The sequence below is a fragment of the Mucilaginibacter sp. GW821-FHT07H05 genome (assembly GCF_059418485.1).
Genome location: NZ_JBWKPY010000011.1, coordinates 25,252 through 41,397, shown reverse-complemented (window position 1 = coordinate 41,397; position 16,146 = coordinate 25,252). Strand labels below are relative to the sequence as shown.

Sequence of the window (16,146 nt, the reverse complement as noted above, 5' to 3'; positions counted from 1 at the left end):
TGTATTTGACCAAAACCGTTTGTTTAATATGGATCTGAACGCGGCTGCGTTTGTATCATCAGCTTAGCGCTCTACCTGCGTGGTTTCGGTCACAACGATCCTCCGGCTTGCCCTTATAATCAATAGGCTTACCGATCACACAAATTAATTGCCTATCAATGCCTTCTGCCAGCTGAGTTTCGCCCCGTAACCAACCGTCAAAAGCGGATTGGGATATGCACGCCGATATTTACTGCTTATAGTTATTATTTCTAGGTTTGGTTGTTGGCGTCATTATGATATCCGTGTGTTTCAACCGTCGAAGCTCATGCAGTCTTAATAAAAAAACAGACTGCATGTCGTGCAGCCTGTCCAGGTATCATTCTAAAAATTTTATCGGCTTATGATGGGCGGATCAAATCAGATGATCATCTTTCTTATAATCCGGCACCATTATAGCAACCCACATTGGGAGCCGTAGTTGCAGAAACCGAATTACCATAAAAGTCCCAGCCTCCGTTACCAGTAATCAGTGTCCCGGTGCCTAAAGCTACCGAACCGGTCAAGAGTTTATAACCGTTAACATCCCCGACATCCGGATTCGTCAGTTTAACATTACCGGTAATACTGTTAGTTTGGCTGGGCTGACCGGTTGCCGTGTTATTGTAGAAAGCATTATAGTTAAACACATTACCCGTACTGGCACCGAGGGCATAGCTTGAACTGGTTCCGTAATTGGCCATAATATTGTTGTAATAGGACGAATTAGTAGGGTTATATGTCCCCCAAGTACTGTGCAGCACGATCCTGATACCGGTTTGGCTTGAACCGATATCGAATGTATTATTGTAAATCTGGGTATTGGTCGCTTTACCTGAAATTTTAAAGGCCCATTTACCGCCGGTTCCTGTTTGAGTAGTAATACCATCCCTTTCTATAATATTATATCTAAACACAGTTCCGTCATTAAAATCATCCGTATCATGCCCGCCGGTAACCAGGGTGCCAAAGTCATTATTGTGCGAGTAATTATATTGAATGATCGTATTTTTGGAATCAAAATCAGAGTCCAGCCCACCCGCATCTGCATCACCTACATTCGCCTTGGTATAACGGCTTTCATTAAACTGCATGATAGCGTTATCTGTATTGAAACTGTAACAGGCATTTCCGGAACCTTTAATGGCACAATGATCAAATAAATTATGCTCGATCAGCGGATGATCGGCGACGCGTACAATGAGCGCATTGGATCCAGTGTTATAAAAGGTATTCGCGCGGATAACGATATTAACAGAAGGGGTCCAGTCTGTATTGCTGCTCAATGTCCGGGTGGACCAGGATGAAAGGAAAAACATACCGACACGATCCACATCGTGAACCGTACAACTGTCTACTAAAACATCATCAAACCAGGTCGGCGTTGTAGAACCGCTGACCTTGAAATAAATGCCCCCATTATTTTTTGTATTCGCGTCTGCTTCGTCAATCGCACCGTTGACGCCATGGACGTTCAAATTATGGAGATAGATATGGTGATCCACACCCTTGTTAAGCGCTAAGATATACACGCCATATTTTGTGGTGTTAGCAGCTGTATATTGGGAGGGTAAGGTTGCGTTGGCATAGTTCGTGGTATTGTTCGCTTCCCAGGTCGCTAAACTCACACCTGCTTCCGTTGCATTAAAATTCGTTATTTCCAGGTTGGTGACTTCCCAATATTCCTGGTTATTGAGGTATACCGTACCATTCGCTACACCCGCCCCGTTGATCACCGGCCGATTACCAGTGCCATAGCTGCCTATCACGATCGGTGATCCGTTCGTTCCTGAACCTAAAGGATGCAATTGACCCGTCCAGATCCCGCCTGCTTTAAACAAGATCTGATTGCCGGCTGTAAAAGTAGTGGCGTTCACTTTTGATAAGGTCTTCCAGGCAGAAGCAGTTGATGTGCCATTATTGCTGTTGTTCCCGTTAATATCATCTACATAATAAATCGTAGTAACGATTCCGGACAACCGAATTTTAGTATTCACCGCACCCAATTGCGGTGTTTCTGGTTTTTGTTGTACAACCTCGCTTTTTTTGCAGGCGCTTGCACCTAACAGGCATAGCAATGCCATGGCTTTAAAATTTGTTTTCATAAAATAGATTTATTATGAGTTTAAAAATTGGTTCGGTCTGTTTTGATACTTTGAGCCAAGGAAATTGCTTAGCCCTGTAAAAAAGTGACTAAGAAAAATAATAGCCAAAATTGTGATTCTCTTCACAGCAGCCCGCATGACGAACCCGTTCCCGAGTCGATAAATAGAATTTTTGTACATTTGAATAATAGGTTAAATAAGATTGATTCCAAGAGATCTGTTTACTACCTAAGCGCAGCTTTACAAAGCTGCCGGATGACTTGGGGTGGTGGAACACCCCAGGTCATTTTAAGGTCTTATAAAAAAGTGTACGATATTACTGCAAGACTCCTCCTTTCTTTTTGACATCATTATTCGTTTGCATTACAATTCAAACATCATCAAATGACAGTTAGATCGTATCTTTCTATATTTTTTTGTGCTGCTTGTTGGGCAACTCACTTTAACATAGACATGAGTTTCGTAACGCAAAGAAGGTTAATAATTGGTATAAGCTATTTCAGCTTTTTTGTAAAGACAGTAAGAGACAAAAATTGGACACCTGTTTATTTAAAAATATTTCTGTCCTGATGTTATACGGCAATAACATCAGTTGACTTTACACTTTTCACACGAGGGGCCTCGCACATTTAATCGAATTGCGTTAACCTTATGGCTGGCTGGCATAGTTCCTGCGAGTTTAGGATGCGGCTTATGGCTTTTGGTTATAGGGAATATAATTTTCCCATGACCAGGGAATGGTTACGCCGCTGAGCTGTTCGAACAGCTCCTTGAAAATGCTTTCCCCGTTGGAAGAGTTGGTCATCACGATATAGGCCATGTGCTGACCCGGCACCCCCATGCCGAAATGTCCCCATCCATCGTCATGCCCGGCCTTAAAGAAGACCTGCCCGTAAGGCGTTTTGAAGAGGTCGAAGCCTAAACCGTAGGAAAGGCCGATAGCATCATTCGCTTTGGTCGTCGCGGAATCCAGGGTGGGAAACTGCCGGAGTGAATGGATAGCAATCTGCGGTCTGAGCATTTCGTTCCAGGCCTTTGCGGATATTTTCTCCTTCCGCATCACGGCCGCCATAAATCGGGTATAGTCTGCAATGGTCGTTTCCATCGAACCTGCCCCCTGGGCGGTGCTTCTTTTTCTTTTCTTTAGCGTATCCTGGTTTTCAAGGTGACTGTTGGCATAGTCGCTTTCGAAGCGCGGCTGCCAGACATAGCTGGTACGGGTCATGCCGAATGGCTTAAAGATGCGCGCCTGTGCCAATGTTTCCAGCGGCTGGCCGGTCATTTGCTCGATGACAAATTGCAGCAAATTGATCCCCTCGCCGGAATAAGCATACTTGCTGCCGGGCTGAAAGAAAATTTCGAGCTTTTCCGTTCCCCTGGGGTTCATCCAGCGCATGTTGGGGAAACCGGTGGTATGGTCGAGGCACATCCGCGCGGTGAGCAGCTTCCAGCGATCATCTCCGGCCAGATCTTTATAAGCGTCATATTCGGGCAATGGCTTCGGTAGATATTGATAGAGCGGTTTATCCAGCTCCAGCTTTCCTTCATCGACGAACTGCATGGCCAGGTAAGCAAAAACGGCCTTACTGAGTGAAGCGGCATAAAAGCAGGTGCCGGTATCGTTCAGCGTGGCTTTCGTTTTATTCTTATAGCCATAGGCTTTGACATAAACGACCCGGCCATCCTTAACCATGCCGAGGCACAACCCAGTTACTTTTCCGGCGCTCATCAGTCGCCCGACAGTCGCATCGATGTCCGAAGTATCTGGCCGGCGACCATTGGTTCCGCCTAATATTTGCGCCGTGGTCGAAGCGCACAGGATGCAAAATAGCCATAAGAAGAAAAGCCTTTTCATAGACTCTAATATCGATAAAATTAAATAGTTCCGGTGAGAAAAGCGGATATTCGGTTACCGGCCGTAAATTGACCGTTCGCCTGGGGTAAAGTATTCTTGTGTGAAAAGTGTAAAATTAGTAGTATTATTTACGATATCTACAATCTTTCACTTTTGCTGAGTCAGTTTTTGCATTGATGCTAAGTCTTGTTCATTTAATAAAAATGGCTGTAACTTCGACCACGACGGACGATGCTTCTTATTAATGACTTCCATAAATAAATCCTTACTTTCGTCGATCCTTCTTTTTTATATCTCTAAACACTTGGCAACGTTTTTTAACGATCCTATTTAATTTGCGTTAAATTTTGTTTGTATGTTTATATATAATTTGTGGGACTTCTAAAAACCAATGAACCAAAAAGCAACACTGCGACTTGAGGCAGAACCCTTACTGCTTCAACGGGCCGCCAATGGCGACCGCGAGGCGTATGCTGTGCTTTATCAGTTCTATTTACCAAAACTCTATCATTATTTATACGGAATTGTTCGATGCAAAGAGGACACCGAGGAAATTTTGCAGGACATATTTTTGAAACTTTGGGAAAACAAACGGGAGCTTACCCATATCAAAACATTAAATAGCTATTTATTTAAGATCGCCCACAACCGACTGATGAACCTTTACGATCATCAGAAAGTTCACCGCAAAGCGATGACCTACATCAACCGCGATGGTGAGGCTGTGGGTGATAATGCAGAGGATCGTTTGATCTACAGTCAATACGGAGAAATCGTACAAAGAGCCATTAGTCTTCTCCCTGCAAAACGTCGCCAGGTATTCGAAATGAGTGTGGAGCAGGAGTTATCTCATGATCAGATCGCTGAAGCGATGCACATATCCAAATCAATGGTGAAGAAGCAATTGCTTACCGCCAAGCGTCAGATAAAAGAATATCTCCATGTACACGCGGGTATAACTGCTTCAATTGCCGCAGTCGTTAGTATTATTTTAAAATAATTTTTTTACCGGGGGTATCCTTTCTGAACCTCTCCCTGTCTTTACCATATAAACCAATAGTATGGACGAACTTCACCTCCGTCAATTTTTAAAACAACTATCTGCCGGTAATTATACCAATGAAGATCATCAGGCCTTTATTCGCTGGACTGAAACCTGCAGCCGGGAGGAGTACCTCCAAATGTTGGAAGTATGGCAGGATATCATTGAACTGGAACCAACGCTACTGCCTATTGAACCTCAGTTGCACACCCGCATAGAAGCCGCCCTTGATCAACTTGACGCCAAATTCGTGGATGAAGCTCCGCGGCGCCTTACACCGTATTGGTTTAAACTTGGAGCTGTTGCAGCATCGATACTGATCGTTTTGAGCTTTGGTGCATATTTTTTTATTAATCATCAGGTTGTCCCATCAAAGACGCACGGTGCCCTTGTTGCACAAACACTTATCAAACCTGGAAAAAATGCCGCTACTTTAACACTTGCCAATGGTAAAAAGATCGTGCTGTCGGACGCCGGTAAGGGCGAGCTGGCAAAAGAAGACGGGGTAAGTATCACCAAAACTGCCAACGGACAGATCGTTTACACCATCAAAGAAACAGCCACTGCGGCCCCCGGTCAATATAATACCCTGAGTACCGCAAACGGCGAAACCTACCAGGTAAACCTGCCCGACGGCACAGCAGTATGGCTCAACGCCGCATCGGCTTTAAGATATCCGGTTAAGTTTGACGATAAAGCAAGAATTGTAGAACTACAGGGCGAAGCCTATTTTGAGGTCGCAAAAAACCCATTGAAACCTTTTCGGGTAACTGTTTACGGCAGCCAGGATATAGAAGTGCTGGGCACACACTTTAACGTAAAGGCTTATAGCGAAGACCGTGACATCAAAACAACGTTACTGGAAGGCTCGGTAAAATTAACCGCTAAAAACGGTGAGGCGGTTTTAAAGCCGGGCCAAACCGCCATTAATAACCTGACTGGTAAGCTGAAGATCATACCAGCAAATATCGACCAGGCCATGGCCTGGAAAAATGGCCTTTTTGTGTTTGATGATGAAACCATACAGGAGGCCGCAAAAACGGCCGCACGCTGGTACGATGTAGATTTTGAATACAAAGGTGATGCCGCGAAAAAGAAACTGTGGGGTACGGTATCCAAATACAAAAGCATTAACGAGTTATTGGATAATATGACCATTACTTCGGGCATTCATTATAAAATTGAAGGAAGGAGGGTAATATTGACGAACTAATACTCTTCGGACAATTACCTAAATAATTACCCGGGGCGTACCACCGCCCCAGGTAATATCGCAGCAAAATGGGAGCTGCCTTTAGGTAATCGATACGTGATCTTGTACAACCAATTATTAATTAACCTAACAAACCAAATGTATAAAAATTCTACTGCAATCAGATGCGGCATTTGCGCCTGCGTCACACCTAAAGTATGGAGAATTATGAGACTGTCTTTTATTTTTTCACTGATCGCTTTTTTGCAGGTAAGCGCAAGTTCTTTAGCCCAGAATATCAATTTAACTAAACAAAACGCCTCACTCCGGGAAACACTGAACGATATCCGCCGTCAAACGGGATACAGCATTCTTTGCGATGCCGATATTTTAAACGACGCGAAGCCGGTAACGGTGGTGATAAAAGATACACCGCTGGAAGATGCGCTGAAACAGTGTCTGACTAACCAGCCGCTCACTTTTGTGATCAGGCAAAAAACCATCCTCATTTCTGCCAAAAAAGAGGTCAACACCGTAACGGCGATTCCAATTGTTATTATGGGCACAGTAACTGATGAACATAAAACAACGCTGCCCGGAGTGACCATCAAGGTAAAGAACACACCAATCGCGACAATCACCAAAATGGACGGGACTTATCAGATCACAGTTCCCGACGAGGGCGCTGTTTTGGTTTTTTCGTCGATCGGGTATATCTCTCAGGAGGTTCCGGTTCTGAAAAGTAAGACGATAGATATCGTTTTGAAAGAACAGAACACCGGTCTGAATGAGATCGTGGTCGTAGGTTATGGTACCGCTAAGGTAAAGGATGTCACCGGCTCGGTCAGTCGGGTCGCGATGGCGGATTTTGCCAAAGCTCCCGTAAAAAGCTTCGACGATGCGCTGGCCGGCCGTGTGGCCGGTGTACAGGTTTCGGGTAACGATGGCCAGCCTGGTCAGGTCAATAATATCGTCATCAGGGGTTCCGGTTCAATTACGCAGGATAATTCACCACTGTATGTGATCGATGGGTTTCCGCTCGAAGATGCCAACAGCAATTCTGTCAATCCTGATGATATTGAATCGATCGATGTATTAAAGGATGCTTCTGCGACAGCAATTTATGGTGCGCGGGGTGCTAACGGTGTCATTATCATCACCACCAAAAAAGGTAAAAAAGGCGAACCTGTGATTAATTACAACGGCTATTACGGCGGTCAGCAGATCATGAAAACCATCCCGCTGATGAGCCCTTACGATTTTGTAAAATATCAGCTTGAACTCAACCCGACAACTGCAAAAACAAGGTATCTAACAACACCCGGCCGCACGCTTGATTCTTATCAAAATGAACCTGGCGTAGATTTTCAAAAACTCGTTTTCCGTACCGCTCCCATGCAAAATCACAATTTTTCCATTCGCGGTGGCAGCGACAAGACGATCTATTCGGTTTCCGGCAACATCATCAATCAGGATGGGATACTGCTCAATTCGGGCTTTCAACGTTACCAGGGCAGGGTATCCTTAGATCAAACCATCAATGCAAAATTCAGGACAGGAATAAATATTAACTACAGCAATAGTGTCTACTACGGCACCGTACCATCGTCAGATGTCACCACCAATGCCAGCAACAGCTATTTGTACTCTGTTTGGGGTTCCAGACCGATAACTACTAACCCCAATTTCGATGTGCAGGACGATTTTATAGATCCTGATCTTAACGCCACCTTAGATTTCCGGGTCAACCCGGTTATTTCAGCCCAGAATGACATACGCAAAAACAGCAATAATACGCTGATCGCAAATGCTTATATTGAATACAAGATTATACCCGATTTAACTTTGCGGGTGACCGGCGGTATTACCAGCAATGCACTGCGTGACGAAAGTTTTTATAATTCATTAACGCAAAAGGGTAATTCAAGAAATATTGCCGGTGTAAATGGTGCTATCTATAATACAGCGACCGATAATTTTTTGAATGAGAATACTCTAAACTATAAAAAGGTCTTTCATCGTGACCATGCGTTTGAAGTATTGGCGGGTTATACGGTACAATTGAACAATTCCCGTTTAAGCGGGTTTTCAGCGACCAATGTTCCGAACGAGAGTTTGGGACTTGACGGCCTGGATCAATCGCTCAATATTACGCCGTTATCCAGCAGCACACGCTGGCGCCTGCAGTCATATTTAGGCCGGTTTAACTACAGCTATAAATCAAAATATTTGCTTACAGCTTCAGTGAGGGCCGATGGATCATCCAAATTTGCACCGGGCAAACGGTGGGGCTATTTTCCGTCAGGCTCAATAGCCTGGCGCATCAGCGAAGAGCCGTTCATCAAAATGATCAGCGCGGTCTCCGATGCCAAACTAAGGTTAAGCTATGGCCAGACCGGCAATAACCGGATTGGGGATTTCGCCTATTTATCGCAATTAACGCTCCCCCCCTCATCAAGTTATTCTTACAACAACGCATATCCTACCATCGGCGCCGCGATCAGTGCATTTGGGAACCCGGACCTGAAATGGGAAACAACCGCGCAAACCGATGCCGGTTTAGACCTTTCGTTTTTTGGACAGAGGATCGAACTTACTGCCGACGTTTACCGGAAGACGACCAACGATCTGTTGCTCAACGCATTATTACCCTATACCACCGGTTTAAGCAGCGCCTTTAAAAACGTGGGTAAAATGCAGAACCAAGGGCTTGAGGTAACTGTAAATACGATCAACATTACCGGTAAAAATTTCAAATGGACGACAAGTTTTAATATCAGTTTCAACGCCAATAAAGTATTGGCGCTTACCGAAAACCAGACTTCCATAACCACTCCTGTTGCATTTGACGCCAACTGGCGTGCCTTATCCCCATACATTGCCTTATTAGGCCAGCCGGTGGCGCAGATGTACGGTGCGGTATGGGACGGTGTTTATGGCTATGATGATTTTAACGTGACTTCATCCGGCGGATATGTATTAAAAACAGGTATACCCAATAACGGGAATCCTTCGGCCAACATCCAGCCGGGTGACATTAAATATAAAGATATTAACCATGACGGAACCATTAACGCTGCGGATTTTACGGTCATCGGACGTGCGTTGCCTATCCATACCGGCGGGTTTAGCAATAATTTTACTTACAGGCAATTTGATCTCAATGTGTTTTTGCAGTGGAGTTATGGTAATGACATCGTCAACGCCAACAAACTGATCTTCGACGGAAACGGTCGGGCTTTCAATGACCTGAACCAGTATGCGGATTACAACAACAGATGGTCGCCCGATAATACGCAATCAAATTTGTACCGTACACATGGTGAAGGGCCGTCATATTATTCCAGCAGGCTGATTGAGGACGGCTCGTTCCTGCGATTGAAAACGGTTTCCGTCGGGTATAACTTTGCAAAGAATTTACTGCAGAAACTGAAGATCAGAAATGCCAGAGCATATGTTACCGGACAGAACCTGATCACGATTACCGGTTACTCGGGCATCGATCCGGAAGTGTCGGGAAGAAATTCAACCCTTTCGCCCGGTTTCGACTTTTCGACTTATCCACGCGCACGGACACTCATTATTGGATTTAATATTTCATTATAAAAGCTAAAGTATGAAAAAGATTATTTTGTTATTGATGATATTCACCATCATTAGCAGCATCTCCTGTAAAAAGATACTCGATACGGTACCTACTGATTTTATATCGCCCGACAGCTATTACAAAACCCCGGCCGATCTGCAAACCGCGCTTAACGGTGTTTACCGTTCGCTAACCGTCGCTGATGTTTTTGGCAATAACTATTTATACATGTTTAACGCCAATACAGATGAGTGTTACGACAAAAATATAGAAGACAACCCCTCCTATAACTACGATGCCGCAAGCGCAAAAAACGAATCTTTCTGGAAAGGTCTGTATGCTGGCATCGAAAAGGCGAATCTGCTGCTCAGCAATATTGATGCAGTTGATATGGATGCCACCAAAAAAAATGTAATAAAGGGAGAGACATTGTTCCTGCGGTCGTACATGTATTTTATGTTGGTGAGTAATTACGGTGATGTACCGCTGATCCTTAAACCAACGGCATCTGTGCTGGATGTAAATATCCCCCGCACCCCAATGAAACAGGTTTATGACCAGGTTACAGCCGATATGATCACTGCAGAGGGGTTATTACAAACACAAACCATCACCTCATTGGGTTACGGCGGCAAGGTGTGCAAAACAGCTGTAGAAGGGATGCTGGCAAGGGTTTACCTGTACATGGCCGGGTTCCCGCTGAATGATGCGAGTAAGTTTAAAGAAGCGTTATTTTGGGCCCAAAAGGTCGTTCACCCCACTGCTAACGCCCCGGAGCACGCTTTAAACCCCGATTATTCCAGCGTTTTTATTAATTATGCGAAAGACCTATATGATGCTAAAGAGAGCATTTGGGAACTGGAGTTTTGGGGTAACACCACGGGTATTGATGAAACGACCTCCTATTGCGGACGGTTCTGCGGAATCAGGTGCACCGATGTGAACATAGGTTCTGCGGTTGGGTATATCAGACCAACGAAAAAACTGTTTGATTCTTATCAGCTTGACCCGGCCAATTCAGCAAAATCACTGGACCTGAGAAGGGACTGGAACTGTTCGGATTATTTCTGGTCGGGTGTGCCGGGTGTTAAAACATTAAACGGAACAACCGGCTGGCTGCGGGATGCGGGGAAATGGAGGCGCGAATATGAAACCATTTCGCCTAAGCAAAAGGATTTCACCAATGAAAATTTTCCGGTTCTTCGGTATTCGGATGTGCTGCTTATGCTTGCCGAAGCCGAGAATAAAGTAAACGGCCCTACAACTGTTGCACAGGATGCCATCAACCAGGTGCGGAGAAGGGCTTATGGGCTTTTGCTGCCATCGCCGCCCAACCCCACTGTAAATGCTGATGTACCGAAGACCTTAACGCAGGACCAGTTTATGCAGTACGTTAAAGATGAACGCGCCCGCGAGTTATGCTACGAAGCGCTACGCCGGAATGACCTCATCCGTTGGGGTAATTTTATTGGTGATATGAAATCATTTTTAGCGTACGCTTTAGCCAATGGCGGCACAGCTCAGGAGATCACCATAGGTGCCTCGAGAATTTCAGCCAGGAATATTTATTTACCCATCCCCATCCACGACATGATGCTTAACAAAGCATTAGTTCAAAATCCGGGATATTAATCGATGATGCAATGAAACCTATTTTATATACCATTTTAAGCGTTTGCCTGTTAGCGGCCTGCCGCAAAATTGAAACGCCAAGCCCCAATATGGATGTTACGCTAGCAAAAACTACTTACAGTGCTAATGACACGGTGCGTTTCCAGATCTCAGGCGATATACAAAACATCGTATTTTATTCGGGCGAGGTTGGTTCAAGATACGACAGCCAGGGTCAGGTCACAGTGGATAAAGGCAAAACCCTGCTCGATTTTAAATCGCAAACGGCCGGCAGCCCGCGCACCAATTCGCTTAAACTACTGATCACCAATAGCCTTGATATAGTTAATGCCGGCACCATCGTTGCCGCCAACTGGACAGATATTACCAGCAGGGCGGTGTTGGCAACGAACAGCACTGCCGTTTCATCGGGCGCGATCGATATCACCGACTTTTACCTTGCAGGGAAACCGGTAAGGATAGCCTATAAATATGAGGCTGCCACAAGTGCAACGCTGGCACAGCCCATTTGGTCGATGACGGCTTTTAATATCAATACCTCCTATAACGACGGTACGGTGGTCCCGATCACCACCATCGCCAACGCGCAGTGGGCGGCCTTCGATATCAAAAACCCGCAGGCCCAATGGACGATATCGGCTTCGCAGGTACGGATCGACGGAGGTGCGAAATTGTCGCCCGATAACGAGGACTGGGTGGTAACAGGCCCTTTAGATCTTCTGACATCCAGGGAACTTTCGGACTATGGCAAGTCCATCAAAAACCTAACCAGCACCGCATTAACCCAATACCAGTATGTATTTACCAAAGCGGGGACTTACACGGTCACATTTGTTGGTTTTAACCACAGTATCGATGAGCAAAAAACGGTCGTCAAACAATTTAAAGTCATCGTTAATTAAACTTTACAGATCCAAAATTTCAATAGAATATCTATGCTTAAATATTTTACTGCCATAGCGGCCATCATCTTTATTCCGTTACTTTCTGTAGACGGTGCTTCAGTAATAAGGAAAACAGAATCGGCAAAACTGGTCACGCTCGATTACAATGATCTGGTAGCCATAAAAAGCAAGATCAAGGCCGGTGACGTTCAATATACAGCCGCTTACAAAACGCTGATGGCAAGCGCCAAAAAACTGCTTACCCAATCGCCGGATAACGTGACTAACGGGGATGTGCCTCCAAAAGGCGATAAACATGATTTTTATGCGATCGGCAAATTTGCCTGGCGCAACCCCAATACTCCCGACGGTATGCCCTACATCCGCGGAGACGGAAAGTTTAACCAGGAAGCCTTTGGGGATCGTTACGATCTTACCCGGTTTGAAAAAACGGTAGGTAATATCAATACGCTTTGCCTGGCCTGGTATTATTCGGATGACGAGCAGTATGCCATCAAGGCGAAAGAATTTATCAACGTGTGGTTTTTGGATCAGGCAACGCGCATGAACCCCAACCTGAAGTACGCATCGGCATTGCCCGGTGTTTTTGACGGGATGTCGGGAGGTATCATATTTACGGTGGTACTGATCGATATGGTAGATCATGTGAAACTATTGTACAGTTCCAAAACCTGGGACACCCAAACGGATAAAGCAATAAAACAGTGGATATCCGGCTATATGGCCTGGCTGCGCACCAGCGCTTTCGGTAAGCAGGAAAAAGCGGAGATCAGTAACCATGCTACCTGGTATTGCGCGCAACTGGCTGCATTCATGATATTTACAGGCGAGCGTGATGCGGCGGCGGATCTGTTTGAATATTCAAAACAGATGATAAGCGAACAACTCGCGGCAGATGGTGGTACACCCCGGGAACTGAAACGAGTCAATTCGTACCATTATTATTTTTATGAACTGCGTGGCTTTGAAACCCTGGCGCGTGGCCTGGAAGCTTTAGGATATGACCTTTGGTCGTATCAGACAACAGATCATAAAGGGATCAAATTGATGGTCGATTTCGTTTTACCTTATACTGCTGCCGGAGGAAAGCCGTGGACATACGGCGGAGAAGTGGATCTAAAAGACTACGACATATTGACCATACTGCGATGGGCCGATCAAAAATACGATGCACCAAATTTACACGCGGCATTGAGCCTGCAGCGCCAGACAACCCTATTTAAAGGCTACAAATATTTGTATATACCTCCTGCAAAATAAGAATGAATATGAATGATAAAATATATGAGGATGGCCGGAGACATTTTTTAAAAACATCCGCCCTGGCCGGGCTATCCTTGCTATTGGCGTTAAAAGGTATTGCGAAAACAAAAAAAGCAACGCTTATCCTGCGGTCCTCCTGGCAAACCGTAAACATCGGCGATATTGGGCATACGCCGGGTGTGATCGCTTTGCTGGAACATTACCTGCCTGACGTCAAAGTGCTGCTATGGCCTACTGACGTAGGAAATGGCGTGGAAGAAATGATCATGAAGCGGTTTCCGAAACTAACTATCCTGAAAACGGAGTCAGATAAAGAAAACGCGATTAAGCAGGCCGATTTCTTCTTGCATGGTTCAGGGCCATCACTCGTTGGTAAGGATGCGATGGAAAGGTGGATTGCTACCGGTAAACCTTATGGCATTTATGGTATAACCTATCCGGGTTTATATGCCTTGGCGGCCGACCGGTGGAAGTACAATCCTAAGGATATTGAACTCATGAGTAAGGCGAGGTTTTGTTATTTCCGCGATTCAGTATCGCTCGAATTTGCCAGGAGCAAGGGACTCAATTGTCCGGTAACCGGCTTTTGCCCAGACGGCGCCTTCGCTATCGACATCCGGGATGACGTTTCGGCTAAAACCTTTTTGCAGCAACACGACCTGGAGCCGGGCAAATTCATTTGCGTCATCCCGCAGTATCGATTTTCCCCCTGGTGGGATATTCCTGCAAAGAAACGTGCGGTAGATACAGCCAAGGTCGCCTATAATGAAAAATGGAAGGAGCATGATAATGCCCCCATCAGGGAGGCTATTATAGCCGTTGCCAGGCAAACCTCCATGAAAATTCTTATCGTACCCGAGAATGAAACACAGGTTAGAATCGGGAAAGAAATGCTGTACGATCCGCTACCCGACGATGTAAAAAAGAAGACCGTTTGGCGCGATCACTACTGGCTGACCGACGAGGCCGTCAGCACTTATGCGTTATCGGCAGGGTTATTTGGTTTAGAAATGCATTCGCCTATTTTTTGTATCGCTCTGGGAGTACCCGCCATCGTTTGCCGCTTTGAAGAGCAAACCAGCAAAGGTTACATGTGGAAGGACATTGGCCTTGCCGACTGGCTATTTGATATGGATAAGCCCGCTGATGTCGCGGGCATTACCCCGGCCGTGCTTGAAATGATCAAAAATCCCAAAGCGGCGAAAGCTAAAGTCATGGCGGCCCAAAACTTTGTAAAAAAACGCCAGGCCGAAACCATGAGGGTATTAAAAAATAACCTGTCTTAATTTTTACCCCTGATATCCTTTAAAATATGAAAATTAAATACTACTACTTTTATACCATCTGTTTTTTCTGCGGTATTGCCGCGTACGGACAACAGCCGGCGGGCTTTTCAAAAATTTCGGCCCCCTTGCAAGTAACCGCCAATGGTAAAGAACACTTGTTCGCCAGTTATTATGGCATCAACTCGTGGAGTAAAAATGAACGTTACATTACCGTGCTCGAAACCGATGTTCGATTCCAGATACCCGATGAAAAACAACCTGCGACATTAGGTCTGGTAGACCTCAGAACCAACAAATTCATCCCGTTAACGCAAACCCGTGCCTGGAACTTCCAGCAGGGTTGTATGGCGCACTGGCTGGCCACAAACCCCGATTCGGTTATTATTTACAATGACCTGCGTAATGGGCACTATGTTTCGGTGATCATGAACGTGCTCAGTAAAAAAGAATTGCGGGTGTTGCCTTACCCCGTTGCGGCAGTATCTCCCAATGGCAAAGAGGCTATCAGCATCAACTTTTCGAGGCTTCGCATCACACGCACCGATTATGGATATGGCGGCGGTGGCCAAAATGCGCAGCCAGACATTGCTTACCCTGATAATGATGGTGTTTTCTTGGTCAACCTGGAAACGGGCTCATCAAAATTGATCATTCCACTGAGCCAATTGAAAGGCCTGGTCCCGGATATCAAAACAAAAGAAGGGATCGAGTATATCGCGCATGTACTGTTTAACAAAGATGGCTCAAAATTCTTCTTTCTGGCGCGGGCAATACCGGATTGGAACACGGTTTCGTTTACGGCTAATAAAGATGGAGGTAATTTACAAAAATGTTTTCCGGGCAACTGGGGAGGCTCGCATTTTGACTGGCTGAATGATGGCCGCCTGATGATCACCGCTATGCCCGATGAAAAGAATTTCGAACACATCCTTTTCACACCCGGTAAACAAGATTATAAAAAGCTAGGCGAGGGCAAATTGGCCGATCGCGACGGGCATGGCACATTTTCCCCGGATGGCCGGTGGATGGTTACCGATACCTACCCCGATGATAATACCCGCAACCAACACATTTACCTGCTCAGTATGGGAACAGGTGAATTGATCAACCTGGGCGAATACCTGGAACCGGCTGAATATACGAAAGGCTGGCGGGCAGATATCCATTGCCGGTGGAGCCCCAAAGGCGATATGATCGGGTTCAACTCAACCCATAGCGGTACACGACAGGTTTATATCATGAAAGTTTCGGAAAATTAAGCC

The 16,146-nt window shown here is 45.5% G+C and carries 10 protein-coding genes; 8 read left to right on the top strand and 2 right to left on the bottom strand.

What is annotated here, in order from left to right; translation table 11 throughout:
- Nucleotides 1-416: 416 nt before the first annotated feature.
- Nucleotides 417-2,123 (bottom strand): right-handed parallel beta-helix repeat-containing protein, encoded by a 1,707-nt coding sequence (locus AC07M6_RS24080; protein ID WP_494893968.1) that lies wholly within the window; start codon nt 2,121-2,123, stop codon nt 417-419.
- Between the two features lie 691 nt (nt 2,124-2,814).
- Nucleotides 2,815-3,978 (bottom strand): serine hydrolase domain-containing protein, encoded by a 1,164-nt coding sequence (locus tag AC07M6_RS24075; protein WP_494893966.1) that lies wholly within the window; start codon nt 3,976-3,978, stop codon nt 2,815-2,817.
- A gap of 391 nt (nt 3,979-4,369) precedes the next feature.
- Here AC07M6_RS24075 and AC07M6_RS24070 point away from each other — a divergent pair, with 391 nt between their 5' ends.
- The 8 genes from AC07M6_RS24070 to AC07M6_RS24035 all read left to right on the top strand — a co-directional run bounded on the left by AC07M6_RS24070 (nt 4,370) and on the right by AC07M6_RS24035 (nt 16,143).
- Nucleotides 4,370-4,978 (top strand): RNA polymerase sigma factor, encoded by a 609-nt coding sequence (locus tag AC07M6_RS24070; RefSeq protein ID WP_494893964.1) that lies wholly within the window; start codon nt 4,370-4,372, stop codon nt 4,976-4,978.
- A gap of 61 nt (nt 4,979-5,039) precedes the next feature.
- A complete protein-coding gene (locus AC07M6_RS24065) occupies nt 5,040-6,233 on the top strand; it encodes a FecR domain-containing protein (RefSeq protein WP_494893962.1) in 1,194 nt (397 codons plus the stop codon).
- Between the two features lie 207 nt (nt 6,234-6,440).
- Nucleotides 6,441-9,818: a TonB-dependent receptor gene (locus AC07M6_RS24060; RefSeq protein WP_494893960.1), complete on the top strand. Its 3,378-nt coding sequence runs from the start codon at nt 6,441-6,443 to the stop codon at nt 9,816-9,818.
- A gap of 10 nt (nt 9,819-9,828) precedes the next feature.
- Entirely contained in the window at nt 9,829-11,430 is a 1,602-nt protein-coding gene (locus AC07M6_RS24055) for a RagB/SusD family nutrient uptake outer membrane protein (protein ID WP_494893958.1), read from the top strand.
- An 11-nt stretch (nt 11,431-11,441) separates the two neighbouring features.
- Nucleotides 11,442-12,332: a DUF5017 domain-containing protein gene (locus AC07M6_RS24050; protein ID WP_494893956.1), complete on the top strand. Its 891-nt coding sequence runs from the start codon at nt 11,442-11,444 to the stop codon at nt 12,330-12,332.
- Between the two features lie 33 nt (nt 12,333-12,365).
- Nucleotides 12,366-13,595 (top strand): alginate lyase family protein, encoded by a 1,230-nt coding sequence (locus AC07M6_RS24045; RefSeq protein ID WP_494893954.1) that lies wholly within the window; start codon nt 12,366-12,368, stop codon nt 13,593-13,595.
- Between the two features lie 8 nt (nt 13,596-13,603).
- On the top strand, nt 13,604-14,884 hold the full coding sequence (locus AC07M6_RS24040; RefSeq protein WP_494893952.1) for a polysaccharide pyruvyl transferase family protein: 1,281 nt from the start codon (nt 13,604-13,606) through the stop codon (nt 14,882-14,884).
- A gap of 26 nt (nt 14,885-14,910) precedes the next feature.
- On the top strand, nt 14,911-16,143 hold the full coding sequence (locus AC07M6_RS24035; RefSeq protein ID WP_494893950.1) for a hypothetical protein: 1,233 nt from the start codon (nt 14,911-14,913) through the stop codon (nt 16,141-16,143).
- Nucleotides 16,144-16,146 lie beyond the last annotated feature (3 nt).